This window comes from Streptomyces sp. NBC_00012 (assembly GCF_045040875.1).
GTDB lineage: Bacteria > Actinomycetota > Actinomycetes > Streptomycetales > Streptomycetaceae > Streptomyces.
Genome location: NZ_CP108310.1, coordinates 869,796 through 894,364, shown reverse-complemented (window position 1 = coordinate 894,364; position 24,569 = coordinate 869,796). Strand labels below are relative to the sequence as shown.

The following is a 24,569-nucleotide window of genomic DNA, read 5'->3' as shown; positions in this document are numbered from 1 at the left end:
CCGTCGTGCAGGGGTGCTTTGGGTCCTGGCTTGAATCGGGGTTCAGGTCTTTGAGGTGACGGTGAGCTGAGGTCGAGGGGGCGAAGGTGTACACGAGGCGAATGCTCGGAGAGCCGTGTGGTCGACTGGTCGGTAGCTTCTGGTAAGGGTTTACAGGGGGGTGTGGAGGGGGCTACTGTCTCAAGCGAGAACGGGTATACCGATAGGGGGAAGGGTCCCGATATGGGGCAGGCCCGGCGGTAATTGATGTGACGTCGGATAATGGTCATTCAATTCCGGGATAAAGTCATCATTTTTCGCGCCTTTGATGACGGTAATCCACTTCCTTCCTGAAGTTATGGAATGGCACACGGGGGAAAGGCGTCCAGATAATGCTGGTCGAACGCGAGCGTGAGCTCGAAATATTGGATGGACTTTTTGCGGAATCCGCTGCCGGGCGGGGCAGGATTGTGCTGGTCAGTGGAGCCGTCGCGAATGGAAAGACGGAACTCCTCCGGACCTTTGTCGACCGGAACGCCGCCGGCGACGCCCTTTTCCTGTCGGCCATCGCGACGGCCGCCGATCGCGAGACTCCCTTCGGTGTTCTGCGTCAGCTGCTCGACTGCATGCCCCTCTCCGCCGAGCGCGTCGAGGAGCTGATCAGCCCCGAGTGCGAGCTGGAAACCGTCCGCCAGGCCACCGCCGCACTGCTCGCAGCGTCCAGGGCGGCACCGCTGGTCGTCATCGTCGACGATGTGCACCACGCCGACGAGCCCTCGATGGACTGCCTGTTGCGCATGACCCACCGCGGTCGCTCGACCCGCACCATGCTCGTGCTCGCGGAGTCGGCGTACGACTGGTCGATGCACCCCTCGTACCGGATCGAACTCGTCCGGCAGACCCAGTTCCGCCGGATCCGCCTCGCCCCCCTGACCGTTTCCGGGGTCTCCGAAATGCTCACGCAGTACCTCGGGCGAGAGGCGGCGCACAGTCTCGCCTTCGAGGTCCATGAGGCAACGGGCGGCAACCAGCTGCTTGTTCGTGCCCTCATCGAGGACCACGGCGACGCGGAGTCGCCCTTCGAGCAAGTGGCCGGCGAAAGCTTCCGCCAGGCCGTGCTCACCTGTCTTCAGCGCAGCGGCCCGGACGCGCTCGCCGTGGCCAGGGCGCTCGCCGTCCTCGACACCACGGCATCGGCGGACCGGGTCGCGAGTCTGATCGGCCGTGACCCCGATGTGGTCACCCGCCTGCTGCACACCCTGAACACCTTAGGGCTGCTGGACGGCGACTGCTTCCGGCACCCGCTCGGCCGCGCCGCCGTGTACGAGGACTTGTCAGGAAGCGAGCTGGCCCGACTGCACACGGACGCCGCGCAGTTGCTGCGCCAGGGCGCGGGAGACGCCATCGAGGTGGCCGAGCACCTCGTGGCGGCCAGGAGCGTGCGGGCCGACTGGGCCATCGGTGACCTGCGGAGAGCGGCCGAGGAGGCGCTGGCCGTCGATGACGACGCGGCCGCCGTCAAGTACGTCGAGTTCGCGCTCTCGGTCTGCACCGCGGCGCCCCAACGCGCCCAGCTGAGGATGCTGTTGATCCGTGCCGAGTGGCGCAAGGACCCCGGGACGGCGGCCCGCCACCTGACGGCCCTGTTCCAGGAGCAGCGGGACGGGCACCTCGACGCCGAACAGACGGCCGAGCTCGTACGCCGCGGCATGTGGCACAGGCGGACCGAGGAGACCACCGAGGCACTGGACCAACTGGGGCGGATGCGCCCGGCGGTGAACGAACCCCTCGGCTCCCTCCTGAGCAGCACCAGGGACTGGCTCAGCCACACCTACCCGCAGTTCCTGCCCGCCGGCACCGACGGTGCCCCTGTGCCGCAGGCCGACAGCGCCGCCGCGCCGCCGGCCCAGCAGGACCAGGCCGCCGCCGTGCTCAACGCGATCCTCAGACAGGGCGACGGCGACGGGCGGTGCACCCGCGTGGCCGAGCAGATACTGCAGGGCACCCCACTCACCGACAGCTCCCTGGAAGCCATCACCTCGGCCATCCAGACGCTCGTCTACGGCGAGCGGCTGCCCATGGCGGCGCGCTGGTGCGACATGCTGCTCGCCGAGGCGGAGGCCCGCGGCGTCACCTGGTGGCAGGCGGTCTTCTCCGGCTGCCGGGCCGAGATAGCCATCCGCAACGGCGAGCTGGTCGACGCCGAGCGGCACGCGGCCCGCGCCCTGGACCTGATCGGCCCCCACGGCTGGGGGGTCGCGATCGGCGTCCCGCTCGGAGCCCTCCTCTACACGGCCACCGCCATGGGGGACTTCGAGAACGCCCGCAAGTACCTGAAGGAACCGGTTCCTTCGGCCATGTTCCAGACCCGGTACGGGCTGTACTACCAGCGGGCCAGAGGCCGCTACTACCTGGCCACCGACCGGCTGCAGGCCGCGCTCGCCGACTTCCGCTACTGCGGAGAGCTGATGACGGCCTGGGGCCTGGACACCCCCGCGCTCGTCCCGTGGCGCAGCGACTCCGCGGAGGTCCACCTCAGGCTCGGCGACCATGAGCGTGCCCAACAGCTCGCCCAGGAACAGATGTCCCTCTCCGGCTCGCCCAAGTCGCGTACCCACGGCGCCTCACTTCGGGTGCTTGCCGCGACCATCGGCCACCGGGCGCGGCTGAGGCTCCTGAAGGAGTCCGTCGAGGTCCTCCAGGTGAGCGGGGACCGGCTGACCCTCACTCAGGCGCTGTACGACCTCAGCAGGGTGCATCAGGTGCTCGGCGAGTTCGGCAAGGCGCGGATGATCTCGCGCAGGGCCGGGCGCCTCGCCAAGGAGTGCCGGGTCCAGCGGATGCAGGAGCAGATCACCCCGAGCCACGAGCAGCCGCTGATGCTCGTGCCGGACAAGGGTGACACCTGGAAGCAGCCCGACGCCACGACACGGCAGGCCGCCGACATGCTCACGCTCTCCGAGCGCAAGGTCGCCGCGCTGGCCTCGCTCGGCTACACCAACCGCGAGATATCCGGAAAGCTGCACATCACCGTCAGTACGGTGGAGCAGCATCTCACCAAGATATTCAGGAAGCTGAAGGTCAAGCGCAGGACCGACCTGCCCGTCGAGCTGGAATTCCACGCCGCGTCGTCGGCTTGACGGCGTACGGACGGATTGCTCCGACAGCTCTCGGGGGCCGTGTCACCGCGTTCTACTCCTGCGTGTCATGGTCGTTCCTGAGATAGGCGATCACGGCCAGCACTCGCCGGTTGTCATGGTCGGACTGCGGCAGGTCCAATTTGGCGAAGATGCCGGCCGTGTGCTTGCTCACCGCGCTGTCGCTGAGGAACAGCCGCTTCGAGATGGCCCCGTTGGACCTGCCTTCCGCCATGAGCGCGAGCACTTCCCGCTCCCGTTCCGTCAGCGCCGCCAGCGGACTGCGCGGCCCGCCGGAACCGACCAGCTGGGCCACCACTTCCGGATCCATGGCCGTGCCGCCGGCCGCCACCCGGCGCACCGAGCCGATGAACTCGTCGTCGTCGAAGACACGGTCCTTGAGCAGATAGCCGATCCCGCCCCGCCCGTCCGCGAGCAGCTCGCGCGCGTACAACTGCTCCACATACTGCGAAAGCACCAGGACCGGCAGCCCTGGCAGCTCCTTGCGGGCCGCGAGCGCCGCCCGCAGTCCTTCGTCGGTGAACGTGGGAGGCAACCGCACATCGACGAGGGCCACATCGGGCCGGTGTTCGAGCAGCGCCGTCAACAGATCGGGGCCGTTGTCGACCACGGCGGCCATCTCGAAACCGTGGTCCTCCAGTAGATGGGTCAGTCCCTTCCTGAGGAGGTACTGGTCCTCGCCGAGGACAACACGCACGGCAACTCCATGGTCAAGGTGGTGGGGCCGCCGGGAGGGGAGGCCACGTCTAGCAGACCGTCAAAGGTAGCGAGCCGCCGCTGGATGCCCCGCAGCCCACTGCCCAGCGTCGGATCCGCGCCACCGCGGCCGTCGTCGGTCACGGTGATCCACAGCGCGCCCGCCGCATGGCGCAGGACGACGCGTATCCGTTCGGCGCCCGAGTGCTTGGCGGCGTTCGACAGAGCCTCGCTCACCGAGAAGTACGCGCACGCCGCCACGGGCGGCGCCGGTCTGCCGGGCAGATCGGCGCTCACGTCCACCGCCAGCGGATGGGCGAGTGCCAGCGCGCGCACGGCGTCCGCCAGCCCCCGCTCGGCCAGTACCGGCGGATGCACCCCGCGCACCAGCGCGCGCAGATCGGCGAGGGCCGCGGCCGAGTTCTCACGCGCGTCGGCCACCATTTCGAGCAGCTCGGCCGACTGCCCGTCCAGGCGCCGCTCGATGGCCCGCAGCGTCATGCCGATGGCGACCAGCCGCGTCTGCGCCCCGTCGTGCAGATCCCGCTCGATCCTGCGCAGCTCTGCGGCCTGGACGCCGGAGGCCTCCGCCCGCGTCACGGTCAGCTGTTCGACGCGCAGGGTGAGCTGGGACCTCCTGGTCGGCGCGAGCAGCAGCGCGCTCCACGCGACCAGGCCGCGCAGGGCGTACGGCGTCACCCACACGGCGAGCACCGCGGGCGGCACGGCGAGCGCGAGGCCCGGCCCGTCGGCACCCCACCGCACCACCAGCGCGACCACGGCCGCCGGGCCGAGCAGCAGCACCGCACAGACGAACGGATTGAGGAGCAGCCACAGCAGGTCCCGCCAGGTCGCGGGGTCGCCGAGCAGCCGGCGCCGGGTGGTCAGCCACCTGGGCAGGATCGGATTGCTGTGCAGCTGCCTGCCGTACGCGTAATGGCCGTCCGCGCGCTGGGCCGGCGGGTCGGGGACCGGCCGGTACGGCGCGGGGATGTCCGCCCCGGCCCACTCGTGCAGCAGCCCCCGCCACAGCCCGGTCAGCCGCCGGCTCGGCCCGACCGCCCACGCGAAGACGGGCACCAGCCCCAGAGGCACCGAGAGGACCAGCGCCACCAGCTGGAGCAGGGCCAGCAGGAATCCGCACAGCGCGAGCAGACACAGCAGGACGGCCGCGCCCAGGCCCTGAGCGGCTCGCCGCGGCCACGTCCACCAACCCGCCCCTCGGCCGCCCGGCAGTCCGACGGGCGACAGCAGGCGCTTCGTCAGACGGCCGTGCGCCCGCAGCGCCTGGGGCCCGGCGGCGAAGCCCAGGAGCACCAGCGGCACACCGAGCACCGCCGCCCCGAGCGCCGGCCAGGACACCTGCCACCACAGCAGGGAAGTGAGCCCCGCGAGCCCGCAGCCCACCAGAGCGGCGGGCAGCAGCGCCACGGGCGCGCACAGCAGGGGGTCGACCAGCAGCCACACCAGATCCCGCAGCGTCGCCCGGTCCCGGGAGACCTGCCGGGCCCGCCGCTTGCGCAGGGCGGCCTTGTCGGACGCGTACAGCCGTCGGCCCTGGCGGTACCAGCCGCCCTCGCGGGGCAGCGGGGCCGATACCGGCGGTGCGTACGGCGCGGGGATATCCACCCCGGACCAGGCGCCGGCCAGCCGGCGGCGCAGCAGCGGCAGCCGGCGCAGACCCAGCACCGCGCCGCCGGCACCGAGAGCGGCCGCCACGGCCATCGGCACGAAACACAGCAGTCCCACGGCGGAGAGGGCGGCCAGTGCCGCCCCGCGAGCCGGCGCGGGCCCGTGCCGGTGGGGCCAGGAGCTGACGGCAGGTCTGACGTCGCCGGTCACCGCACCTCCGCAGTCCGTGTGGATCTCCAGTCTGGCACGGCCGGGGAGGCGCCGGTGGGGGTGCAGTTTTCTGCACCCCCACTGTGCTCGTGACTGCATTCCGGACAGCCACTCCCAGCACATAACTTGAGGAACGAAGCAAGCACGGAACAGCAGCACGACAGGGAGGAGTCCCCGGTGGCGACAGAACGGCCGCAGCGGACGGACGGCGCGACGCAGGCCGACATGGAGCCGCGGACCGAGGAGGCAGCGGCCGCAGCCACACCGCAGAGCGCGGAACGCAACCCGCGCACCATGCTGATCAAGGTCACCGCCCTCGACATCGCGCTTCCGCTCCTTCTCTACTACGGCCTGCGGATGCTGGACATGAACCAGTGGCTCGCCCTGGTGATCAGCGGTGCCCTGCCACTGGCCCGCCTCGTGTACCAGGTGGTCAGAGAGCGCAAGGTGGAGCGGACCACGCTCTTCTCCCTGAGCATCATCGTCACCAGCACACTGGTGTCGCTGCTCACCGGAGACCCCAGACTCGTCCTGGCCAGGGAGAGCTACTTCACCGCGCTCGTCGGCCTCTGGATGCTCAGCACCCTGCTGGCCAAGCGGCCCTTCCTCTACGCGGCGACCATCCAGATCCTGCCGGAGGCCACCGCGCGCTCCTGGCGGGAGGACTGGGAGAACTCACCGGAGTTCCGCAAGGCCATGCGCCTGATGACCGCCGCATGGGGAGCCGCATTCCTGATCGACGCCGCGGGCCGAGTGGTGATGGCCTACACGCTGCCGGTCGACAGCGTGCCGCTCCTCGGCACGGGACTGCTGGTCGTGATGCTGATCGCGGTCGTGCAGTTCAGCAAGGCGTACGCCAAGCGCCTCTCCGCGCGGCTCGGCAGGCCGAGCTCCGTCTGAGCTCCCGCGCACCTCGCGGAGCATCCCCCACACTCCCGTCCGGGCGTCTTCACCACTTGGGTCCACCCCCGTAACTCATGTGGTGGCGCCCGGACGGGTCAATCCCTTGTCAGGTTCACCAGGGCGCGGGCCGCCAGTTCGTACCCGTACGCCCCGAGCCCCACGACGATGCCGCTGGCCAGTGGCGCGATCACCGAATCGTGCCGGAACTGCTCCCGCGCCCACACATTGGACAGATGGACCTCGATCCAGGGGCGCGGGTAGTTGGCGAGCGCGTCCCGCAGGCTCCAGCCGGCGATCATCAGGGCGCCGGGGTTCACGATCGCGCCGACGGTGTCGTAGTTGCTCTGGACGGCCTGGATCAGCTCGCCCTCGGACTCGCGCTGGACGGACACCACGTCCCAGCCGCTGCTCTTCACCTCCTCCGCCACAGCCGTCTCGATGTCGGCCAGCGTCGCCTTCCCGTACACCTCGGGCTCGCGTTGGCCGAGGATCCCCAGGTTGGGCCCGTTGAGGAGAAGCAGTCTGCTCACGATGCGCTCCGCGTGCTCGGACCGGCGCCCCGCAGGACCCGGCAGTGTTCCCTAGTGGTCACACCGTGCCCTGCCGAGGTCCCTCACCGGTCCGCGCGCCGCCAAGTGTGGGGTGTTCAGGGGGGACCTAGGGGGTCGCCGAGGCCAGGATCCCGGCGACGGTGGCCTCCGGGACGTCGTGCACGAGCTCGGGTCCGCGGGCGCCGTCCAGGACGAACGACAGACCGCTCGTGGCCTTCTTGTCGAGCCGCATCAGAGCGATGAGCCGGTCCGGGGCGAGGCCGCTGGGAATCTCGGTGGGCAGCGAGTAGCCGCGTACGACATCCAGGTGCTCGGCGACGCGCGCCGCGTCGATCCGGCCGAGCGCCCCCGCGAGCCGGCCCGCGAAGACCGTGCCGATGGCGACGCCCTCGCCGTGCCGCAGCGCGTAGTCCGTCGCCCGCTCCAGCGCATGACCCAGCGTGTGGCCGTAGTTGAGGATGTGCCGGCGGCCCGCGTCCCGCTCGTCGGCGGTCACGACCGACGCCTTGAGGGCCACGCTCGCGGCGATCTGTTCGTGCAGCGGCAGCGACCGCAGATCGCCCGCGCCGATGAAGTGACAGCGCGCGATCTCGCCGTAGCCGTTGACCCACTCCCGCTCCGGCAGCGTCTCCAGATAGTCGGTGTCGCACAGCACGGCCTTCGGCTGCCAGTACGCGCCGACCAGGTTCTTGCCCTCGGGCAGGTTCACCGCGGTCTTCCCGCCGACGCTCGCGTCCACCTGCGCCAGCAGCGACGTCGGAAGATGGATCACTGGTACGCCGCGGTGGTAGAGCGCGGCGGCGAGACCGACCGAGTCGGTGGTCGTGCCGCCGCCGCAGGAGACGACGGCGTCCGACCGGGTCAGGCCGAACTCGGCGAAACGGCGGCACAGTTCCTCCACCGTCGCCAGCGTCTTGTCCTCCTCGCCGTCCCTGGCCGCGAGCATCAGGGCGGGCACCCCGGGATCGGGTACCCAGTCCGCCGGCCGCGCGGACACCACGGCGACCCGCCTGGCGCCCAGTTCGGCGACGACCTCGGAAAGCGTGTGGCGCACCCCCGCACCGATGCGGACGGCGTACGAGCGTTCGCCGAGCGCGACCTCGATCCGCCTGTGGGTCATGGACACTTGAAGACTCCTCTGGTCGGCCCCGTCGGCGGATCGCCTCCACCGAGCATGCAGCATCGGCGAGTACGACAGAACATGTATCGGGGAAGCCAGGGGTGGCATAGGGGTACCGCCCCCGGTGGGGCGGCAAATACGCTGCTCAAAATCGCTCCCTGAGGAAAGTCAATGCTTGAGAAGATATTGCCGACTCAGGTCGCCTCGTACGAAACGTTCGAGGATCCGGCGGAAGCCACGCTATTCCCCGAGGAGGAGGCTCTCATATGCGACTCGGTGGAATTGCGGCGCCGTGAGTTCACCTCTGGACGGTACTGTGCGCGCCAGGCACTCGCGCGCCTCGGATACTCCGTCCCACAGCCCGTGCTCCAAGGAGCCAGAGGAGCTCCTGTCTGGCCTCGCGCGGTCAGGGGCAGCATCACACACTGCCGCGGCTACCGTGCCGCGGCCGTCGGCAAGGTCTCCGAGCTGGCCTCGGTGGGCATCGACGCGGAGCCCAACCTGCCGCTGCCGGACGGTGTCCTGGAGGCGGTGGCGCTCCCCGCAGAGCAGGTCATGGTCAAGGAACTGCTCGCCGATGCGCCCGAAGTGCGCTGGGACAGGCTGCTCTTCAGCGCCAAGGAGAGCGTCTACAAGACCTGGTATCCCCTTGCGCGCCGCCCGCTGGAATTCGAGGACGCGTTGATCGGCTTCGATCCGGCGGACGGCACGTTCTCCGCACGACTGCTCCCTCATGTGCGGAGTGCTCAGGATTTCCCCCGGGAGATCGCAGGGCGGTGGATTACCGAAAATGGTCTCGTGGTGACAGCGATCGCGTTGTCGGTTGCGAGCGGCTCGTCTGTTGACAGCGGCCTTTGAGGAGAGGAAACCGTATGAATACCGTCGAACCGAATGTGATTCTCCGGGGTGGCGCCTCACCCTATCTGACGGATAATCAGCGCATTCGTTACGTGGAGAACACCGACGACAAGCTGAAGCTGTTGCAGGGCAATCGCTACGAACACTTCGAACCGACCACCGAGAACGAGATCCACGACGGCATGCAGCTGCGGGTGTTCATCTGGGTGGGGGGTACCAAGCTCGCCGAGTGACACGGTTCGCGGCCGACGGATCCTCGGGGCCGGAACGGGTTCGGGCGCACCGCCGCACGGCGGTGCGCCCGAACCCGTTCCGGCCTTCGGCCGGATCGGCGATGCCCAGCTGCTTGTGTGCCCTTCCGTACCGCCGCCGGTTGCCCGGGCATGCCCTTCGGCAGCGGAAGCGGCTGTGGCAGCGGCAGGAACCGCAGGCGGAACAGGAGCCGGCCACCATGGGCGCGGGCCTGATGCGCTCGAATCCGCCTACGGAAGCAGCGCGTTACGGAAGGCGTGTCAGGGAAGGTGCGTTGCAGAAGTTGCGCGTTACGGAAGCAGCGCGGAAATCTTCTGGGAAACCGTGGATATGACACTCGGTGCGTGGTTGTTCAGGTAGAAGTGTCCGCCCGGATAGGTGTGCATCTCGAAGTCGCTCTTCGTGTGCTCGCCCCAGGCACGGGCCTCGTCCAGCGTGGCCTTCGGGTCGTCGGCGCCCACGTGCACATGGATGGGGGCGGCGAGGCGGGCGCCCGCCGTGTGCCGGTAGGTCTCGGCGGCCTTGTAGTCGCTGCGGATCGCGGGCAGCACCATGCGCAGCAGTTCCTCGTCGCCGAACACCTGGGCGTCGGTGCCGCTGAGCGCACGCAGCTCGGTGACCATGCCGTCGTCGTCGCGCAGGTGGACGGTCTCGTCCCGGTGCCGGGACGGCGCGCGCCGCCCGGAGGCGAACACCACCAGCGGTACCGTCCCCCGCTCCTCCAGACGCAGCGCGAGCTCGAACGCGAGCGAGGCGCCCATGCTGTGCCCGAACAGCGCGAGCGGCCGGTCGGTCCACGGCAGGACCTGCTCGACCAGTGCGTCGGCCAGTTCGGGGAGGGACTCGATGCACGGCTCGGTGCGGCGGTCCTGGCGGCCCGGGTACTGCACGGCGAGCACGTCGACATCGGGCGAAAGCGCCTTCGAGACGGGGAAGTAGAACGGCGCGGAGCCTCCGGCGTGCGGCAGGCACAGAAGCCTCGCCGGCGCGTCCTGGGCCGGGTGGAATCGACGGATCCACAGGTTGGTGTCGGTGAGGCTCGCGGTCACCCGAAGTCCTTTCACGTGCTGCCGGTCGAGGAGGGCGGTCGCGCCTGCCCGCACGGCGAGCGGGAGTCACGGACCAGCCTGCCGGGTCGTGCCGAACGGACACAACCCCTGTGTTGCAGGGGTTGTGTCCGTTCGGTATAGGGGAGGTCGGGAACGCGTGGCCCGGTGTCCGGCGCGGCACGCCCCCGCGAGCACCGCGCGCGTGGAGAACCCGGTGGATCCGGTGGAATTCGATGCCGGGTCTTCGGACCGACCGCGGAGCAGGCCGCGCAAGTCCACCTGGCGCAGCGGCTGTTGCCAAGGGCTGCCCCGGACGAGGAAGTGCCTACACGTCTTCCCAGGCCATCGAGCTCATCCGCCAGCCGGTGGGCGTCCGAACGAACTGGACCGTCTTGCGCCCGGAGCCCTCGAACCGCTCGCCGTCGCGGATGCCGGACTTACGGTATTCGCTGAACCGGTGCGCGATGGATCCGAAGACCTCGGTCCGCTCGGTGACCTCCCATTCGGAGAACTCGGTCAGCGTCCCGTCGGTGAGCATCTTCTCCCGGGGGCCGATGAAGGATTCGAGGTCGTAGACCACCGGCTCGGCGCGGATGCCCGCGGTGCTGCCGGTGCTGCGAGTGCTGCCGGTGTTCGCGATGATCGTCCCCTGCGGGATGAACACCTCGCGGACGGCATCGAGGTTCGGCCGGCCGCCGCTGGTATTGGTGAACGCGCCGAGGAATGCGTGCATCAGCCGGTCGAGTTCGGCCTTGACCTCGGCTTCGGCTTCGACCTCGGCTTCTGTTTCGACCTCGGACCCGGGTTCGGCCTTGACCCCGGGGGCGGTTACCTCCATCGAGGGTGCTTCTCCCGCGAGGGAGGCACCCGCGGGGGGCCACTCGTCGGAGAGGACCGACCAGACCTCGATGTCGCGCCGCACGCCCCGGTACGCGGTGTGCTTCCGCAGCACACCGTCACGGGTCATCCCGAGCCTGCGCGCGACTTCGATGCTTCGGGTATTGCCCGCCGAGGCCCACCATTCGACCCGGCTCATCCCGCGCTCCGAGAAAGCCCAGTCGATCAGCGCCCGGCACGCCCGGGTCACCAGCCCCCGGCCCTCACCGGCCGCCTCCAGCCAGCAGCCGACCTCACAGACTCCGGAAGCGCTGTCGAAGCGCGTGAACATGACGCCGCCGACCAGCGTGCCGTCCAGCCAGACGCCGTAGATCCGGGCGGTGTCCTGGGCCTGCTTGTCGGCGTAACGCTGGAGGACGGCGGTGGCCGAGGCGAGGTCCGTACTGAAGGTCGCCCAGGGTATCCAGGGGTCCACATGCGGCCGTGCGCGGTCGATATGGGCGAGGAACTCCTGCGCGTGCCGGGGCTCCAGAGGGCGGAGTCGAGCGGTGTCGCCGAGCGGCAGTGTGAACACGGATACCTCGTCCCTGGGTACGTAACAAGCGTTCGGTACGTAAGGTAGCAGCATGCCGCCCGCACCCGGAGACCGTGAAGCACGCCGTGACGACGTATCCCGGGCGGTGTGGCACGTACTCGCCGACAAGGGGTTCGGCGGGCTGACGCTGCGTGCCGTGGCGGCCGCGATGGGCGTCTCGACCGGGATGCTCATGCACTACTTCCCGACCAAGCGGGCCTTGATCGCGCATGCCCTGGACCTGCTGGAGAAGCGCACCGCGGAACGTCCGCGCCGCGACCGTCCGACCGAGGGCCTGGCCACCGTGCGGGCCATGCTGCTGGACATCCTGCCGTTGACCGCGGACGACTCCGCCCGCAACCGCATCTGGGTCAGCTCCTGGGATCTGGCCCTCGCCGACGACGGGCTGGCCACGGACCAGGCCGACCGCTACACCCGGATGCGTTCGACGCTCCGCCCGCACTTCGAGGCCGCGCGCGGTCTGGGCGAAGTCCCCGAAGCCGCCGACCCGGAGCAGCTCGCCGCCACCGCGGTCGCGTTCACCCACGGACTCGTCGTCCAGGCCCTCTTCGACCCCGGCCGGTTCCCCGAGGACGTACAGATCGCCATGCTCGAGGACTTCCTCGCCTCGATCGCATCGGCCCGGCCCGCGCGGCGATGAGCCCATGCCGGTGGCTCCGGGTGCGCGGACTCCGCTATCGGTCGTTCATGCCCTCGTCGTCGCGCAGCCTCCGCCAGATGCGGGTGCGGTGCAGCGCGTAGAGGGCGATGAGCAGGAACACCGCCTGCAGTCCCACGGCGAGCAGCCAGAAGATGTCTCTGCTCTCCAGCTCGTCGGTCAGGTAGCTGAAGTTCATGCCGAAGAACCCGGTCAGGAAGGTCAGCGGCAGAAAGATCGTCGACACGATCGCCAGCCGGTTGATCACGCTGTTCTGTTCGCCGGACACCAGCGAGGAGTAACTGGCGAAGGCGCGGCGGGCGGAGTTCTGCAGCGACTCGATGTCCGTGAGCACCAGCCTCGCCGTGTGCTGGTAGTCGCGAGCGAGCTTCTGGCGCTCCTCGGGGAATCCGGGGTTCATCATCCGGCGGGTGAAGATCTCGTCCGTCACCTGAAGATAGGGCAGCAGCGCGTGGTGCAGGAGCGCCCCGCGCCGCCGTAGTCGTGCCAGACGGTAGACGTGCTGGGGGCCCCGGCGCTGGAACATCTCGTCCTCCAGGTCCTCCACCTCCAGCAGGGCCTGCACGGCGGACCGGCGGAAGGTGTCCAGGGCCTCCTCCAGCAGCAGGAACAGCATGGCCACACTGTCGGGCGGCCTTTCGCGCGGCAGTCTGGCGGTGAGGGTCCTGACCGGTTCGGCCGGACCGCGGTGCACCGTGATCAGGTACCGCTCGGTCACGAAGGCGTGGACATGCGTGATCCGCTCCGCCTGGACCACGGGCACGACGAACGCGGCGCTTTCCCCGAGGAACTCGACCCGCGAGGGTTCGCCCGCCCTGCCGAGCCACGCCACGTCCTCGGCCTCCAGCCCGAGCAGGTGGGCGACCGGCTGTTCGTCGGGCGGTTCCTCCTCGGGCAGCTCGATGTCCACGAGCAGGAAGCGGGATGCCGCCAGACGCTCACGTGCCTCCGACACATGGGTATGAGTGACGGTGCCTTCCGGCATCGACACCATCGATACGATCATCGTCCCTCGCCATGGGCCACCGGGGTCATGAGACCGGATTCGGATCCGCACTCGGACCCATCTTCGGGGCGGGAGGCGCGCCGGGCCGGGCGTACGCGCCGACCACGAGGATGACGCGGACCGCGAGAATGACGTGGCCCATGAGGATGACATGGCGGCGGACCACGTATGGGCACGCCCGCTGACGGGGCGCGGACAGCAGCGGTGTGCCCCGGGCCGCAGCCCGGAACACACCCGCTCCCGGTGTCAGACGACGACGAGATGCTTGGGCGCCGCGCCCCGGCCGAGGTTGCGGAACAGCTTCTTGATGTCCTCCGGGGCGAGCTTGATGCAACCTGCGGACTTGTAGTCGCCCACGCCGTCCCAGCGCCGGCTCTCGATGCCGCCCTGCCCGCCGGTACGGGTCATCTCGCTGTGGATGAAGAGTTCCGTACGTGTGGTCCGGCCGTTCTTGCACGTCTTGTTGCTCAGGGGGATGACGTAGCCCTTGATGAGGTTGCCGTTGTAGCGGGTCTGCCGGGCGCCGACGGTGTAGGTGCCCGCGGGCAGCCATCCCTTGGCCGAGGCGCATTCGTCGCGGCCCTTGGCGTGGTTCCGGCCGAGTCCGGAGCCGGCGCGGAAGACGGCCTGCGTCCTGTTGTCGCGTACCACCAGCAGCCGCGAGTTCTGCGGGTCGGCGGAGTTCCGGACGAACTTCAAGGTGGTGACGGCGGCACCGGCGACGGCAGGCCGGTCACCGGCCGCGGCGGCGGCCTGACCGCTCGGGGCGGTGACGGCGGCAACCGTCATCAGCGCCATGACGCTCAGACCGATGGCGGCGGCACGGACACGCAGGGGAGAGGTTGCGGACATGGGTGACTGCTCCTTCAAGGGGCGGTGGATCGGCAGGTCCCGGGATTCCGGGGCGCCGTGGACCCAACCATGGGCCCTCGGGGAAGCGGTACGGAACGCCCGGCGGCGATGCGCCGATGGGCGGTCATGCATGCCCTCATGCATGCCTCGTGCACCGCTCCGGCCTGCGCCCATGCACGCCGGATGCATACCGGACGCGGAGTGATCGTGTCGTGGGCACGGGGCGGGCCCGGAGCGGGAGACCGGCCGGCGCACCCGGTGCCGGGCAACCATGTGTACGCCCCGAGCACCGCCACCACCGCCAAAGACGGCTGGACACAGCTGTGTTCGGACCGATCGCCGCTGCTACGGTTCGTACCCATGCCCACCAAGACACTGCAGATTCCCACCGAAGACGGTCAGGCCGACGCTTTCGCCGCCTACCCCGATGGTGGCGGGCAGCACCCGGGAGTGCTGCTGTACATGGACGCCTTCGGATTGCGTCCGGTGCTGGAGGAGATGGCCCGCGAACTGGCCGGCCACGGGTACTACGTGCTCGTCCCCAACGTCTTCTACCGCAGCGGCCCCGCACCGGTGGTCGAACTTCCCGGCCACATCGATGCGGAGTCCCGGCCCGCGCTGTTCGGCCGACTGGTGCCCTTGATGAAGGAGCACACCGCCGAACGCGTCCTGCGTGACGCCGACGCCTATCTCGGATTCCTCACCGACCAGCCCGAGGTCGGCGCCGGACCGGTCGCCACGACCGGCTACTGCCTGGGTGCCGCCCTGGCGATGCGCACCGGGGCGGCCCACCCCGACCGGGTGGCCGCCGTCGCCGGATTCCACCCCAGCGCCCTGGTCACCGACGCGCCGGACAGCCCGCACCGTCTCGCCACCGGACTCAAGGCCGAGGTCCACCTCGGTCTCGCCGAGGACGACATGTCGCCCGAGGACATCAGCGAGCTCGGCCGGGCCCTGGACGCCGCAGGCGTCGGCCACACCTGCGAGATCTACCCCGGCAGCGTCCACGGCTTCACCATGGCCGACACCGACGCCTTCGACGCTGCCGCGATGCAGCGCCACTGGGACCGCCTGCTCCCCCTCCTCGACCGCACCCTGGCCAAGAACTGAGGCTCCGACTCGGGGACGGGGACTTCGGCCACCGGGCGGGAACGCGAGGTGCGGTTCGCGGAGCCGCACCCGAGGACCGCCCCGTAATCCCTGGCGGATCGCGTGACCCCCAGTCCCGCGACTCCGGCCTGATCCAAACGAGAGGCCCTAGCATGATCGCTATGGACATCTCCATTCACACGAGCTTCCTTCCGCACGACGACCCGGAAGCGTCCCTGGTCTTCTACCGCGACGTCCTCGGCTTCGAGGTACGCGCCGACGTCGGGCAGGGCAAGATGCGCTGGATCACGGTCGGCCCCGTCGACCAGCCCGGCACATCCATCCTGCTGGCACCCCCGGCCGCCGACCCCGGGGTCACCGAGGACGAGCGCCGCACCATCGCCGAGATGATGGCCAAGGGCACGTACGGCTGGATCCTGCTGGCCACCCGCGACCTCGACGGCACCTTCGAGCAGGTGCGGGCCGCCGAGGGCGAGGTCGTCCAGGAACCGACCGAGCAGCCGTACGGCATCCGCGACTGCGCCTTCCGCGACCCCGCGGGCAACCTGGTACGCATCCAGGAAGTGCGCTGAGCCGTCCGGCGGCGGCCCGGACCGAACCGGTCAGGAATCGAGAAGCACCGGTCGCCGGGCCGTAACTAGCGTGAGGGACATGGCAACCATCGAAACCGTGACCCTTGAGGTGGCCGACCCCGCGGCCGCCCACCGCTTCTACGCCACCGCCTTCGGCCTGGACACCCAGATCCGCCTGCGCGCCTCGCAAGCCGCCACCACCGGCTTCCGCGGATTCACGCTCGCGCTCACGGTGTCCCAGCCGGCCGACGTGAACAGCCTCATCGACGCCGCACTCGACGCGGGCGCCACGGCGCTGAAGCCTGTCGCGAAGTCGTTCTGGGGCTACGGCGGCGTCGTACAGTCCCCGGACGGGACGATCTGGAAGATCGCGACCTCGGCGAAGAAGGACAGCGGCCCCGCCACCCGGCAGATCGACGAGATCGTGCTCCTGCTGGGAGTCGCGGACGTGATCGCGAGCAAGCGGTTCTACGTGGGCCGGGGCCTCGCCGTGGCGAAGAGCTTCAGTCGTGTGTACGCCGAGTTCGCGGCCGGGGAGAGTCCCGTCAAGCTGGCGCTGTACCGGCGCCGCGCCCTGGCCAAGGACCTCGGCGTCTCTCCCGAAGGCACCGGGACGCACGGGCTCCTGATCGGCGGCGACGCCGGTCCGTTCACCGACCCGGACGGGTTCGCGTGGGAGGCCGCCTCGCTGGCCGGTTCGGTCGATCACCACCGGGCGTGACTTCGCGTGCCGGGGGCTCATCCTTCCACGCCCACCCGCGTGGAAGGATGAGCCCCATGTGGTCGCGACTCCCGTTCGGGGACGGATTACGGGCGGAACTGGGCGTACCCCGGCGCTCCCGGCGTCTGGCCAGCAGCCCGCGCTCACGTGTGTGGCGCGTGGAGCTGGCCGGGGGACCGGCGGTGGTGAAGCAGAGCGTCGACGGGCCCGACGCCGAGGAGCGGTACGCCCGCGAGCTGACCGCGTTGCGGCTCGGCGCCCGGTCCGGCACACCCCTGGTGCCCGCGCTGCTGGGCGCCGATCCCGGCGAGCGGGTGATGGTCCTGGAGCATCTGGACCACCGGCGCCCGTCCGGTGACTGGATCGTCGGCTACGCCTCGGCACTGGCCAGGCTGCATGCCGTTGCCCGCCCCGAGGACGCCGGATCGCTTCCCCGTTGGCAGGGTCCGGACGGGGCCGACGCGGAGTCCTTCCTCGGGCTGGCCGAGGCGCTCGGGGTTCCCGTCGCGCCCGGCGTGTCCGGCGAGCTCGACGAGCTCGTGCACCGGCTCGGCCGGGCCCCGGGGCACGCCCTGCTGCACGGGGATCCGTGCCCCGGCAACGACCTGCACACCGCCGACGGGGTCAGGTTCATCGACTTCGAGCAGGCATCGTTGGGCAGCGGGCTGGTGGAACTCGCCTATCTGCGCATCGGCGTTCGACCTGCTGGTGCGTCACCACGGCCCCCGCCCCGCTGCTGGACCGGGCGGAGGCCGCCTACCGCACGGCATGGCACACCGCGACCGGCACCGAACTCCACGACGACCTCGCCGACGCGTGCGCGGGCTGGCTGATACGGGGCGACGCACTGGTCGCGAGAGCCCGTCGCGGAACCACCGACCACCTGGCCCGGATCCCGAACCGGGACTGGAAGTGGGGCACCGTGACCGCCCGGCAGCGCCTCGTCCACCGGCTCGGCGTCGTCGGTCTGCTGACCGCCGACCGCGCCGACCTGAGCGGCCTGAGCAGGCTCAGCACGGACATGCGCCGAAGCATGCTCGCCCGCTGGCCCAAGCTCCAACCGGTCCCGTCACAGCGCCCGTAGCCGGCTTCCTGCCCGGGTGGCCGCGTACATCGGCCATTGGAGCCCGGGGCGTCCGAGCACCATGAGCATACTGAGTATGCTCATGGAGTGAAGATCATGGTGCGTGTCCTTATGAGCCTGGCGGCAGGGGCCGGGTTCGGTGTGGCTGTCTCGCTCGCCAACGCGCTCGCCTCGCCGTACACCACACTCGGCGCCCCACTGGCGGGCACGGTTTGGGGCAGCATCGCCAAGGTGCTCAGCCTTCTCGTCGGCCTCGGGTGGGCATGGGCCGCGCTGGCCGTGGTGATGGGGTGGCCGGCGAAGACATGGACGCGGGGCGCCGTGGCCGGGGCGGTGGCACTGGTCGCGGCCACGGCGGCGTACTACCCGATGGACGCGTCGGTACGGGACGAACCGCTCGCCCTGTACTGGCCGGAGATGCTCATGTGGTGGGTGGCGAGCGTGCTGTTCGGCTCCGTCCTGGGTGTGGTGGGCGCGGCCATCGAGCGCCCCGGCGTGACCGGTCTGCTCGCCGGGCTGACGGTGCCCGTGGGCGGCGCCGCGCAGATGATCATGATGCCGCCCCGGCCGGGCCCCGCCCCCGCGTGGGAAACCGTTCTGGCCGAGGCCCTCATCTGGACGGTCCTGGTGATCGGCGCCGGCCGGGCCGTCCACCGCTACCGGGCCGCGAAGCGCGTGAGGGCCGACGGACAGCTCACCGGGCGCACGGGCACATCGGAGGGTCGGCCCCATCCGAATCCGGGCGGGTAGCCGGATCGTCCCGGGCGGCCGCGGCCGGAGACACCGGGCCCTGCAAATAACGCCGGAGGCGGCTGGGCCCGGCACATGCCGTCGGCGCCTCGACCGGTGCCGCTCAACCGTGTCTCGGCGTCCTTCGTCCCCTGTCCCTCGGACCGGGGCGACGTCCGGCCGGACCGCAGTCCGGCCGGACGATCTGCTCGGAGGCAGTGATCTCTCACGATCGTGGGAGAGGAGAACGACCGTCGAGCCCTTCCCCTCCCTCACGGACCGTTCAGACCTGAAGCCCCGTGGCCTTCACGTCCTCGACCTTGCGGACCTTGATCTCCATGCGATTCACCTCCTCGTAGTCGGATTTGATCCCCTGCGCCGGTGGTCCGGGCAGGGCGGACCATGACCCGCGGGTCAGGCTCTCGCCGTGAGTCGCCGTGCGTACTCACGGGCCGAGAGAGCCGCGGGCAGAATGAAGGGGGTCAGATACACCCCGGTGCACAGCAGCGCCCACCAGAACCGGCCGGTCGCCGGGCCTTCACCGATCCGGTCGGCGGCCCAGCCCAGCACCTCCCGTGCGAAGGGCGCCAGGAAGAGCCCCGCCCAGGCCACCGTCACCACGGCTCCGAGGAACCGCACCCAGCGGAACCAGCGGCCGGCCCGCACGTCGGCCGGATGCGCGTCGGCCAGTTCGGCGGCCCCGGCAGCGTCCAGCCGATGGACCGCGCGCCGGAGCATCAGCGTCGAGACCCGCCACAGATTGCGGCAGCCCAGCGCGTTGACCAGCACCGCGTAAAGGTCCGTGCGCAGGAAGACCATGCACTGCCAGAGCATCGCGGTGAGCTTCACGTAGATCCATGTGGCGAGGACCGCGTCGATCAGGTCCGGCGCCGCCCACACGCCGGTGTCGATCAGCAGCCGCACCGCCAACGGCCCGGCGAGCAGCACCGCGTCGAGGGCGAGACCGGCGAGCAGCGGCCCGTATCTCCGGCGCCTCGGGACGGTCCACACCTGGGTCAGGTCGGTCTCGAAGACCAGCAGGAACCCCATCCGCCGGTCCATGCCGAACCTGGCCCCCAGACCGAGGGCGCGGGCCCCGAACCAGTGCCCCAGCTCATGGATCGCGGTGGCGACCGTGGCGAGCGGGATGAGGATCAGGCTGCCGAGGCCGATGTCGTCCACGACGAACGCATCGGCGGACGGGTCCGGGAAGAGGCCCGGCCGGAACACGAACACGGCGAGCGCGAACAATGCGCACGCGGCGTAGCAGCTCCAGGCCACGCGTCCGAAGAAGGGCCGTACGGCCTCCTGGCGGATGCCGCTCAGCCACCGCCTGCCCTGCACGGGGGCCGAGCGGACCGGTTCGCTCTGCTGCCCCTCGTCGAGGAAGCCGAGCTCGCGCAGGGTGTCGACGAAGGATGGCACATCTACGGGTTGGCCGGCGAACTCCTCGGCTTCGGCGGCGGCTTCGGCGGCCGTCGCCCCGCGTTGCAGGGCCTCGATGACCACGCCGCCGACCCTCGGGATGGTGATGAACTGCCCGGTCGCGGGATCGCCCACCAGGACTTCGTCCTCGCCCTCGGTCACCATGCTCAACGGCCGCAGCCGCACGGTCGCACGCGTGGGCCCGGACGCCTCGGACACCTCGGATGCCCCGGTCATGCCGCGGCCACCCGCGCCGGGGCCAGTGCGCACACCGGGCAGTCGGGAACATCGGGGAACGGCACCCGGGTGCCCGCCAGACCGTCGCGCAGGTCGAGGCGGATCCGGGCACCGGCGGCCAGCGGCTCCTGGAACCCGGTCAGGTATCGCAGGCTCTCCAGCGCGATCAGCGAGCCGACCTGCATGGCCACCGGACCGATGAGCGGGTTGGTGGTCCGCATGCCGTACACGATGTCCTCCGCGGCCGCCGATGCGGTGCCCTCCGCCGGCCGCTCCGAGAACTCGCAGGCCAGGCAGGGGCTCACACCGGGGTTCACGGAGATGTACGAGAGCAGCGTGCGGGTGGCACCGCCGGCCACCATCGGCACACCGGCCCGGACGGCGGCCTCGTTCACCCACAGCCCGGCGTCGGGATGCCCGTCCAGGCCACCCGCGATCAGATCGATGCCGTCGACGACGTCGGCGAGGTCCTCGGGACCGGCCACCCAGCGGTCGACGGTGCGCACCTCGATGTCCGGGTCGTACGCCTGGACCCAGGCCCTGGCGCGCTCGACCTTCGAATGGCCGATGTCCTCGTGCCGGTAGAGGAACTGCCGGGCGAAGTTGCGGGATTCGACCCGGTCGTGGTCCAGCAGCGTCAGCCTGCCGACACCGAGACCCGCCAGACACTGCACCAGCGAGGAACCGCCGCCGCCCACGCCGAGCACCAGGACATGCGCGTCGCGCACCCGCCGCAGGAAATCGGTGCGGTGCCGGTCGAGGCCGGCGAAGGTACCGAAGAACGCGAGGTTGGAGAAGTGCCGCTCGTCCACCACCGGATCGTCGGTGCGCCTGCCCTCCGCGCACTCGATCAGCCCCAGGCCGGCCAGCCCCTCGATGCCCCTGCCGAGCTCCTCCTCGGTCACGTCGACGCCCTGGGCGGCGAGTGCGGCGCGCAGCTCGGGGATGCTCCGCGGATCGACTCCCAGCGCGGCAAGGAGCGCCGCGATCCTCCCCTCGGGGTCCTCCAAGGTGATCGACTCGCGGGGGTCGAAGACGATGACTAGGTTCTCTCCCACCGCTTGCCAGGAGCACTCCTTGAGCGCGACACGCATCAACCACTCGCTTTCGGCCTCAGCAGACACCGGACGTCCGGGTGTGGCCGAAACCCTGCGGGACAAGGCTGAACTCTCGCTTTAGCGGCGCTTTTGCTCGCGTACCGCCCCGATTCCGTCGGTGCGCCGCCCCGATTCCGTCGGCGTACCGCCCCGATCTCGCCGGCACGTTGCGTTCACTCACCGTCCGCCGGGTTCAGCCCGCCGTCGTCCGCAACAGCCCGCGCACCACGTCCGCGTCCGGGTGCTCAAGCTCGTCGAGGATCACGAGGGCGTCGCGCCAGGCATCCCCGGCGGCCTCCTGGTCACCGGCCGCGCGGAGGCTCTCGCCGAGGCTGCGCAACGCGTCCGCCTCGCCGTAGCGGTTGCCGAACCGGCGGAACCCGTCCCGGCACTGGCGGTAGCTGTCGACGGCCTCGGCGTACTGCGCCATGGCGTGATGGATGAAGCCGAGGGTTTCCCAGACGTACGCCTCCCCCAGCAGGCTGCCTCCGGCACGGTGCAGCCGCAGCGCCTCGCGGCAGCGGGTGAGTGCCTTCTCGTGGTCGCCCAGGTGAGTGAGGCACCAGCCGAGGTTGTTCAGCGCACCGGCCTGCCCGGCCAGGTTGCCGACCGCCCGCTGGAGTTCCAGCACCTGCGCGACGCGGTGGAGGGCGGCGCGGTAGTCGCCCTGCTGCTCGGACGACCAGGCGAGCGTCCGCAACGTGTCGGCCTGCGCCGTCAGATCGCCCAGCCCACGCTGGAGTTCCAGGGCCCGCAACAGCTCCTGGTCAGCCTCTGTGTACCGTCTCATCCGGATCGCGGCCCGGCCCGACTCGCAGTGACACAGGGCCGTCCCGGCGCGGTCGCCCTGCTTCCGGGCCGCCACGATGGCTGTCCGCTGAGTGGTCACCCAGTCGTGCCAGCGGCCGCTGAGGTGGAGGAAGTCCGCCATGGCGAGTGGGAGTTGCCAGGCATGGCCGTCGAAACCGGCCGGGCCCGACGCGTCCGTGACCTCGAGCAGCACGGCGTGCTCCGCCTCGAACCACGCCATCGCCTGCTCGTACCCCTCCGGGTGGTGGGGCACGGAGCCGGACACCGGTGGCGGCAGCGGCACCTCGCTGCGGGCCGGGGCGAGGTGCCCCCGGGCGGCGCGCGCGGAGTGCAGGCAGTGGTCGAACAGGCGGTGCAGCGCCGCGGCGCGATCGGCCTCGGGATCCTCGGCCGCCGTCAGATCGGTGGCGTAGGCGCGCAGCAGGTCGTGGAAGGAGTACCGGCCGGGACGGTGCTCGGCGATCAGATGTACGCGGGCCAGCGCGGTCAGCGCCGCGGCGGCCTCCCGTACGGGCAGGCAGGCCAGTGCCGCCACCGCGGGCGCGGCGACATCCCGGCCGGGGTGCAGCCCGAGCAGCCGGAACACCCGGGCCGTGCCGGAGTCCAGCCGACGATACGACCACGAGAACACCGCCCGTACGCTGCTCACCCCCTCACCGGCGTCCAGCGCCTCCAACCGCCCCTTGGCGTCGCGCAGTTCGGCCACCACCGCGCTCAGCGCGAACCCGGGCCGGCCGGCGGCGCGGGCGGCGGTCACGGCGAGCGCCAGCGGCAGGCGGGCGCACAGGTCGATCAGCTCGGCCACCGGCTCCGGCTCCGCGGCCACCCGGTCCGTACCGAGCCGGGCGACCAGCAGTTCGCGTGCCTCCTCGCGGGGCAGCACGTCGAGGGAGAGCAACAGGGCGCCGTCGGTGACGGCGAGACCGGCCAGCTGGCTGCGACTGGTGACGACCACGGCACAGCCGGCGCTGCCCGGGAGCAGCGGGCGGACCTGGGCCGCGTCGCCGGCGTTGTCGAGTACGAACAGCAGGCGGCGGCCGGCGGTCTCGGTGCGCAGCAGCGCCGCCCGCGCCTCCAGCGAGTCCGGGATCCGCTCCGGTGCCACCGACAGCGCTTCCAGGAAGCCGCGAATCGCCTCACCGGGCGGCATCGGCCCGGTGGCGGGGGCGAAACCGTGCAGGTTCACGTACAACTGGCCGTCCGGGAAGTGCGGCGCCGCGCGGTGCGCCCAGTGCAACGCCAGAGTGGTCTTTCCCGCGCCCGCGGTGCCGGCGATCACGCAGATGGCCGGGCCCGGCCCGGCGGCCGCGTCGTCGGGCAGCCCGTCCAGCAGCCGCAGCTCGGCCCGCCGCCCGGCGAACCCGCCTACAGCGGCGGGCAGTTGGCGCGGTGCGTTCGACGGCTGCCCGGCATGGGCGGCCCCCTCGGACGGCCGCGACTCGGGCCGACGCCCGGTCCCGCGTCCGGGTCGGCTCCCGGTCCCGGCCTCGGTCCCGGCCTCGGGCTCGGGCTTGGTCCCGGGTTTGGTCCCGGCCTCGGGCTCGGGGAGGTCGAGCCGAGGGTCGCCGCGCAGCATGCGCAGTTGCAGATCGCACAGGGGGGCGGACGGCTCGATGCTCAGCTCGTCGGCCAGCAGCCGGTGCACCTCCCGATAGGCGCCGAGCGCCTCCGCCTGCCGCCCCGACCGGTACAGCGCCAGCATCAGCTGACCCCAGAGCCCTTCCCGGAGCGGGTGCTCGCGCACCGACTGCCGAAGCTCCGGCACCAGCGCGGCATGCCGGCCGCAGGTCAGGTCGGCTTCGACCCGGGACTGAAGGACGTCGAGCCGCTGCTCGGCCAGCCGCGCGGCCTCCGCCTCCACCAGCGGCCCGGTCGGCACATCGGCGAGCACGGGTCCGCGCCACAGCGCGAGCGCCTGGGCGAGCAGACCCGCCGCCCGTTCCGCATCGCCGGCCGCCAGCGCCGCGCGGCCCGAGTCGCCGAGCCGGGTGAAGGCGGCGGCGTCCACATCGCCCTCGTCGGCCAGCACCATCTGATAGCCGGGCGGCCGGGTGACCAGCAACCGGCCCTGCCGGTCCCCGAGTTCGCGGCGCAGCCGCATCACGTACTGCTGAATCAGATTGGCGGCGGCCTTGGGCTCACGCTCACCCCACAACTCCGTCCCCAGCCGGTCCGTCGGCACAGGGACATCACGCTGCACCAGCAGGGTGGCGAGCAGCGTGCGGGGCTTGGCGGCGGAGATCCCACGCCAGTGGGTGCCGTCGAACACTTCGAGCGGCCCGAGGATCCGAAAGCGCATCGCACCCCCCGTGCTCTGGACCTGTGGCAGGTGATCTTGCCACTGGCGGGAGCAGGTGACCAGTCCCTTTCCCGATGCGTGGACCGGCGGAGGAATTCCTCCCTCTTCTGCTCCCTCCTCTTCCTGTGC

20 protein-coding genes and 1 pseudogene are annotated in these 24,569 nt (G+C 70.8%); 10 read left to right on the top strand and 11 right to left on the bottom strand.

Features of this window, described 5'->3' with window-relative positions; all coding sequences use genetic code 11:
* Nucleotides 1-371: 371 nt before the first annotated feature.
* Nucleotides 372-3,119, top strand: a complete 2,748-nt coding sequence (locus tag OHA19_RS43595) for an AAA family ATPase (protein WP_331749079.1) — start codon at nucleotides 372-374, stop codon at nucleotides 3,117-3,119.
* A 52-nt stretch (nucleotides 3,120-3,171) separates the two neighbouring features.
* Here OHA19_RS43595 and OHA19_RS43590 read toward each other — a convergent pair whose 3' ends face one another.
* Both OHA19_RS43590 and OHA19_RS43585 read right to left on the bottom strand, forming a co-directional pair.
* Nucleotides 3,172-3,834 (bottom strand): response regulator transcription factor, encoded by a 663-nt coding sequence (locus OHA19_RS43590; RefSeq protein ID WP_331749082.1) that lies wholly within the window; start codon nucleotides 3,832-3,834, stop codon nucleotides 3,172-3,174.
* On the bottom strand, nucleotides 3,786-5,675 hold the full coding sequence (locus tag OHA19_RS43585; protein WP_331749085.1) for a histidine kinase: 1,890 nt from the start codon (nucleotides 5,673-5,675) through the stop codon (nucleotides 3,786-3,788). The genes OHA19_RS43590 and OHA19_RS43585 overlap by 49 nt, the downstream gene beginning before the upstream one ends.
* Before the next feature lie 177 nt (nucleotides 5,676-5,852).
* Between OHA19_RS43585 and OHA19_RS43580 the strand changes: the two genes are divergently transcribed.
* Complete coding sequence (locus OHA19_RS43580; protein WP_331749089.1) at nucleotides 5,853-6,575, top strand: VC0807 family protein; 723 nt, start codon at nucleotides 5,853-5,855, stop codon at nucleotides 6,573-6,575.
* 98 nt (nucleotides 6,576-6,673) lie between these two features.
* On the opposite strand, the gene OHA19_RS43575 is transcribed toward OHA19_RS43580, so the two are convergent.
* Both OHA19_RS43575 and OHA19_RS43570 read right to left on the bottom strand, forming a co-directional pair.
* On the bottom strand, nucleotides 6,674-7,108 hold the full coding sequence (locus OHA19_RS43575) for a type II 3-dehydroquinate dehydratase (protein WP_331749092.1): 435 nt from the start codon (nucleotides 7,106-7,108) through the stop codon (nucleotides 6,674-6,676).
* Between the two features lie 127 nt (nucleotides 7,109-7,235).
* On the bottom strand, nucleotides 7,236-8,249 hold the full coding sequence (locus OHA19_RS43570; protein WP_331750663.1) for a 3-dehydroquinate synthase family protein: 1,014 nt from the start codon (nucleotides 8,247-8,249) through the stop codon (nucleotides 7,236-7,238).
* Between the two features lie 171 nt (nucleotides 8,250-8,420).
* Between OHA19_RS43570 and OHA19_RS43565 the strand changes: the two genes are divergently transcribed.
* Both OHA19_RS43565 and OHA19_RS43560 read left to right on the top strand, forming a co-directional pair.
* Nucleotides 8,421-9,107: a 4'-phosphopantetheinyl transferase superfamily protein gene (locus tag OHA19_RS43565; protein ID WP_331749095.1), complete on the top strand. Its 687-nt coding sequence runs from the start codon at nucleotides 8,421-8,423 to the stop codon at nucleotides 9,105-9,107.
* 14 nt (nucleotides 9,108-9,121) lie between these two features.
* Nucleotides 9,122-9,340, top strand: coding sequence for a DUF5988 family protein (locus tag OHA19_RS43560; RefSeq protein ID WP_331749097.1), 219 nt, complete (start codon nucleotides 9,122-9,124; stop codon nucleotides 9,338-9,340).
* Nucleotides 9,341-9,649: 309 nt separating this feature from the next.
* On the opposite strand, the gene OHA19_RS43555 is transcribed toward OHA19_RS43560, so the two are convergent.
* Both OHA19_RS43555 and OHA19_RS43550 read right to left on the bottom strand, forming a co-directional pair.
* Complete coding sequence (locus OHA19_RS43555) at nucleotides 9,650-10,408, bottom strand: alpha/beta fold hydrolase (protein ID WP_331749100.1); 759 nt, start codon at nucleotides 10,406-10,408, stop codon at nucleotides 9,650-9,652.
* A 325-nt stretch (nucleotides 10,409-10,733) separates the two neighbouring features.
* Nucleotides 10,734-11,819, bottom strand: coding sequence for a GNAT family protein (locus OHA19_RS43550; RefSeq protein WP_331754607.1), 1,086 nt, complete (start codon nucleotides 11,817-11,819; stop codon nucleotides 10,734-10,736).
* Between the two features lie 52 nt (nucleotides 11,820-11,871).
* On the opposite strand from OHA19_RS43550, the gene OHA19_RS43545 reads away from it, so the two are divergent.
* A complete protein-coding gene (locus OHA19_RS43545) occupies nucleotides 11,872-12,480 on the top strand; it encodes a TetR/AcrR family transcriptional regulator (protein WP_331749105.1) in 609 nt (202 codons plus the stop codon).
* A gap of 34 nt (nucleotides 12,481-12,514) precedes the next feature.
* On the opposite strand, the gene OHA19_RS43540 is transcribed toward OHA19_RS43545, so the two are convergent.
* Entirely contained in the window at nucleotides 12,515-13,492 is a 978-nt protein-coding gene (locus OHA19_RS43540; protein ID WP_405753510.1) for a CorA family divalent cation transporter, read from the bottom strand.
* A gap of 258 nt (nucleotides 13,493-13,750) precedes the next feature.
* Nucleotides 13,751-14,356, bottom strand: a complete 606-nt coding sequence (locus OHA19_RS43535; protein ID WP_331749111.1) for a L,D-transpeptidase — start codon at nucleotides 14,354-14,356, stop codon at nucleotides 13,751-13,753.
* A 360-nt stretch (nucleotides 14,357-14,716) separates the two neighbouring features.
* Between OHA19_RS43535 and OHA19_RS43530 the strand changes: the two genes are divergently transcribed.
* The 5 genes and pseudogenes from OHA19_RS43530 to OHA19_RS43510 all read left to right on the top strand — a co-directional run bounded on the left by OHA19_RS43530 (nucleotide 14,717) and on the right by OHA19_RS43510 (nucleotide 18,593).
* On the top strand, nucleotides 14,717-15,466 hold the full coding sequence (locus OHA19_RS43530) for a dienelactone hydrolase family protein (protein ID WP_331750665.1): 750 nt from the start codon (nucleotides 14,717-14,719) through the stop codon (nucleotides 15,464-15,466).
* Nucleotides 15,467-15,627: 161 nt separating this feature from the next.
* Nucleotides 15,628-16,038, top strand: a complete 411-nt coding sequence (locus OHA19_RS43525; RefSeq protein WP_331750668.1) for a VOC family protein — start codon at nucleotides 15,628-15,630, stop codon at nucleotides 16,036-16,038.
* A gap of 79 nt (nucleotides 16,039-16,117) precedes the next feature.
* The gene (locus OHA19_RS43520; RefSeq protein WP_331754604.1) at nucleotides 16,118-16,759 is read left to right on the top strand and encodes a glyoxalase; all 642 of its coding nucleotides are present in this window, start codon (nucleotides 16,118-16,120) and stop codon (nucleotides 16,757-16,759) included.
* Between the two features lie 56 nt (nucleotides 16,760-16,815).
* Nucleotides 16,816-17,843, top strand: a pseudogene (locus OHA19_RS43515) (aminoglycoside phosphotransferase family protein).
* Between the two features lie 96 nt (nucleotides 17,844-17,939).
* The gene (locus tag OHA19_RS43510; RefSeq protein ID WP_331754602.1) at nucleotides 17,940-18,593 is read left to right on the top strand and encodes a hypothetical protein; all 654 of its coding nucleotides are present in this window, start codon (nucleotides 17,940-17,942) and stop codon (nucleotides 18,591-18,593) included.
* Between the two features lie 393 nt (nucleotides 18,594-18,986).
* Here the strand turns inward: OHA19_RS43510 and OHA19_RS43505 are convergent, their stop codons facing one another.
* The 3 genes from OHA19_RS43505 to OHA19_RS43495 form a co-directional block, all read right to left on the bottom strand.
* Entirely contained in the window at nucleotides 18,987-20,234 is a 1,248-nt protein-coding gene (locus tag OHA19_RS43505) for a hypothetical protein (protein WP_331754601.1), read from the bottom strand.
* Nucleotides 20,231-21,328 carry a HesA/MoeB/ThiF family protein gene (locus OHA19_RS43500; RefSeq protein ID WP_405753508.1) on the bottom strand — a complete coding sequence of 366 codons (1,098 nt, stop codon included), beginning with the start codon at nucleotides 21,326-21,328 and terminating at the stop codon, nucleotides 20,231-20,233. The genes OHA19_RS43505 and OHA19_RS43500 overlap by 4 nt, the downstream gene beginning before the upstream one ends.
* Before the next feature lie 196 nt (nucleotides 21,329-21,524).
* Nucleotides 21,525-24,440, bottom strand: coding sequence for a BTAD domain-containing putative transcriptional regulator (locus OHA19_RS43495; RefSeq protein ID WP_331749130.1), 2,916 nt, complete (start codon nucleotides 24,438-24,440; stop codon nucleotides 21,525-21,527).
* Nucleotides 24,441-24,569 lie beyond the last annotated feature (129 nt).